The sequence below is a fragment of the Rhizobium alarense genome (assembly GCF_021555155.1).
In the GTDB taxonomy this organism is placed as follows: Bacteria; Pseudomonadota; Alphaproteobacteria; order Rhizobiales; family Rhizobiaceae; genus Rhizobium_D; species Rhizobium_D alarense.
The window spans coordinates 65,615-68,705 of the sequence record NZ_JAKGBU010000016.1 but is presented as its reverse complement, the minus strand read 5'-3'; the positions used below and the strand labels follow the sequence as shown (position 1 = coordinate 68,705).

The window sequence follows — 3,091 nt, the reverse complement described above, 5'->3', positions numbered from 1 at the left end:
GACGCCGCCATTGCGCACCGCGAGGTTCTTCAGCCGGTTGAAGTTGCCGCCGAAGGACCAGTCGTTGGCGCCGAGCCTGCGGTCGCCGCCGCGGCCGTGGATGAAGATCACCGTGAAAGCCGCCCCCTCGCCCCGCCCGACCCGCGTCACCTCGACGGCGCCGGCCGGTGTGGCGACGGTCAGGTTTTCCTGCTGCCGCTTCGGTTCCAGCGAGACGTAGGCGGATCGGACGCGCCGCTCCGGCGTCTGGTCGCGGTCGTTGATGTCGCGCGCCTCGCGGTAGTCGACGACCGTGAGCGCACCGCCGTCCGCCGTCTCGACCGCCGCCGGATAGGCGAAGAGCTCGTCCTTGAAGGGCGCCAGCGTCAGCGCCATCGCCGCCGCCGGCCAGAGCGCGGCCGCCAGCACCGCGAAAATGCGGCGGCGCACGCAATGAGCTGTGGACTGAGCCATGAAGTCACCCTCCCTCGGCGGCGCCCGTCTTGCCATCGGCCGGCGCGCGACGCAATCCTCCGGGGCTTGATTTGCGCCGCCTTCCGCGGGAGTACCAAGCTTCGCGAATCGCCTCGAGCGGCGGAATCTGGCAGACTCGCCGGCGATTCGCGGCACTTCTTGTGATGGGATGTCGGCGACCGGACCAAGTCCCGGCCGGCCGGCAGTGACACGGGACAAACTCTGAACGCCGATATGGACGACAGCAACGACCTCTTCGCCAAAGTGCCGGCAGTCGCCAAGCCGGACCCCTCGCCGGCGCGCGACAGCAAGCCGATGCCGTCCGCCGCGCCGGTCCGCCCCGCGCCGGCGGCGAGTGACAGCGGCGGCTACGACGCGTCCGCGATCCGTGTCCTCGAGGGGCTGGAGCCGGTGCGCATGCGGCCCGGCATGTATATCGGCGGCACCGACGAGAAGGCGCTGCACCATCTCTTTGCCGAGGTGATCGACAACTCGATGGACGAGGCGGTCGCCGGCCACGCCAATTTCATCGATGTGAGCCTCGATGCGGACGGCTTCCTCTCCGTCACCGACAACGGCCGCGGCATTCCCGTCGAACGGCATCCGCAGATGCCGGATAAGTCGACCCTGGAAGTGATTCTGACCGTGTTGCATGCCGGCGGCAAGTTCGACGGCAAGGCCTACGAGACGTCGGGCGGCCTGCACGGCGTCGGCGTATCCGTCGTCAACGCCCTGTCGGACCATCTCGAGGTCGAGGTCGCCCGCAACAGGAAGCTTTACCGCCAGCGCTTCTCGCGCGGCAAGCCGGCGGGACCGCTGGAGGAGCTCGGCGAGGTGCACAACCGCCGCGGCACGAAGGTCCGTTTCCATCCCGACCCGGACATCTTCGGCCCGCATGCCCATTTCGACCCGGCCCGCGTCTTCCGCATGGCCCGTTCGAAGGCCTACCTGTTCGGTGGCGTCGAGATCCGCTGGAGCTGCGATCCGTCGCTGCTGCCGGAAGGCTCCGAGACGCCGGAAAAGGCCGTCTTCCATTTCCCGGGCGGCCTCAAGGACTATCTCCAGGCGACGCTCGGCAAGGACTATACCGTCACGAAGGAAATCTTCGCCGGCAAGACGGAGAAATCCGGCGGCCATGGTGCGCTCGAATGGGCCGTCACCTGGTATGGCGGCGATTCGCTGATCCACTCCTACTGCAACACGATCCCGACGGCCGATGGCGGCACGCATGAGGCGGGGCTCCGGATCGCGCTGACCAAGGGGCTCAAGACCTATGCGGAACTGACACAGAACAAGCGGGCGGCGATCGTCACCACCGACGATGTCATGATCTCGGCCGTCGGCATGCTCTCCGTCTTCATCCGCGAGCCGGAATTCGTCGGCCAGACGAAGGACAAGCTGGCGACCGTCGAGGCCCAGCGCATCGTCGAGAACGCGCTGCGCGACCCCTTCGACCACTATCTCGCCGACAATCCGGCCGAAGCCGCCAAGCTGCTGGAGTGGGTTATCGAGCGCGCTGAGGAGCGCGTGCGCCGGCGCAAGGAGAAGGAGGTCAACCGCAAGACGGCGGTGCGCAAGCTGCGCCTTCCCGGCAAGCTCGCCGACTGCTCGCAGAACACGGCGGCGGGCGCCGAACTGTTCATCGTCGAAGGCGATTCGGCCGGCGGCTCGGCCAAGCAGGCGCGCAACCGCGCCAACCAGGCGATCCTGCCGCTGCGCGGCAAGATCCTGAACGTCGCGAGCGCCGGCCGCGAAAAGCTGGGCGCCAACCAGCAGATCTCCGACCTCGTGCAGGCGCTCGGCTGCGGCACCCGGTCGAAATACCGCGACGAGGATCTCCGCTACGAGCGCATCGTCATCATGACGGATGCCGACGTCGACGGCGCCCACATCGCCTCGCTGCTCATCACCTTCTTCTATCAGGAGATGCCGGAGCTCATCCGCGGCGGGCACCTCTATCTCGCCGTGCCGCCGCTCTACCGGCTGAGCCAGGGCGGCAAGACGCTCTATGCGCGCGACGACGCGCACCGCGAGGAACTGATGCGCACCGTCTTCAACGGCCGCGGCAAGGTGGAGATCGGCCGCTTCAAGGGTCTCGGCGAAATGCTGCCGTCGCAGCTCAAGGAGACGACGATGGATCCGGCCAAGCGCACATTGCTGAAGGTCGCGATCGACGACGTCGATTTCGAGGGCACGCGCGAGGCCGTGGACAACCTGATGGGAACGAAGCCCGACGCACGCTTCCGCTTCATCCAGGAGCGGGCCGCCTTCGCCGACAACCTCGACATCTGAGGCTTTGCCGCCTTATTTTGGCGGTAAAGCCGCGCTTTACGCGTGGCAGGGGTCGTTATTGAAACAACGGGCAGGTCAGCATCATGCAGGCAGCACTCATCGTCATGACGATACTCGGTTGCGACGACAGCGTGACCCAGTGCCACTATATCGACACCGTCAACCGCAGCTGGCAGACGGTGGCGCTTTGCGATGCGCAGTCGGAGACGCAGATCGCGCGCTACCAGAACCGCAGCTACCCGGTCATCGTCGCCGTCTGCGAGACCGATGGTGCCGGCACCACGGCGGAGGCGCACGAGGCGACGCCGAAGGTCGGCAAACCGGCACCCGGGACGGAAACGGCCAA

General features: G+C 67.1%; 1 protein-coding gene and 2 pseudogenes. 2 read left to right on the top strand and 1 reads right to left on the bottom strand.

From position 1 onward, the window contains the following. Nucleotides 1–453 (bottom strand): annotated as a pseudogene (locus tag LXM94_RS07430) (alpha/beta hydrolase); the annotation flags it as partial. Between the two features lie 234 nt (nucleotides 454–687). On the opposite strand from LXM94_RS07430, the gene parE reads away from it, so the two are divergent. Both parE and LXM94_RS07420 read left to right on the top strand, forming a co-directional pair. Further along, nucleotides 688–2,745, top strand: coding sequence for a DNA topoisomerase IV subunit B (gene parE, locus LXM94_RS07425; protein ID WP_235770525.1), 2,058 nt, complete (start codon nucleotides 688–690; stop codon nucleotides 2,743–2,745). Between the two features lie 83 nt (nucleotides 2,746–2,828). Further along, nucleotides 2,829–3,091: pseudogene (locus tag LXM94_RS07420) on the top strand (hypothetical protein); the annotation flags it as partial.

Excerpts from the sequence above, each read along its gene's own strand:
- parE (WP_235770525.1), top strand. The coding sequence starts at position 688 with ATGGACGACAGCAACGACCTCTTCGCCAAAGTGCCGGCAGTCGCCAAG.